Source organism: Chromohalobacter sp. HP20-39 (assembly GCF_033052815.1).
GTDB lineage: Bacteria > Pseudomonadota > Gammaproteobacteria > Pseudomonadales > Halomonadaceae > Chromohalobacter.
This window is the reverse complement of record NZ_JAWHTP010000415.1, coordinates 1-315: the sequence shown is the minus strand read 5'-3', so window position 1 is coordinate 315 and position 315 is coordinate 1. Positions and strand designations below refer to the sequence as shown.

General features: G+C 64.4%; 1 protein-coding gene. It reads right to left on the bottom strand.

Features of this window, described 5'->3' with window-relative positions:
• The coding region (locus RVY79_RS18610; protein ID WP_317466028.1) for a cytosine permease at positions 1-315 on the bottom strand (315 nt) is incomplete at both ends.

The window sequence follows — 315 nt, the reverse complement described above, 5'->3', positions numbered from 1 at the left end:
GCGGATCGAGTCGGTGCCGTGCAGGATGAAATAAAGCTGCAACGCCCAGAACAGCAGGAAGCACGCCAACTGCCCCACCGAGATATCAAGAAACGGCAGCACGGCGCCATGCAGGGCATTGCCCGTCAGGATGTTGGCCAGCGTATAGATGGCGCTGCCGCCCAGCCACGTCTGGATGCCATACCAGCCGCACGCGACGATGGCACGCAGCAGCGCCGGCAGCTTCGCCCCCTGCGTGCCGAACGATGTGCGCACCAGCACCGCATACGGAATTCCGTGCTTGGCGCCCGCGTGGCCGATCAACAGCATCGGCAC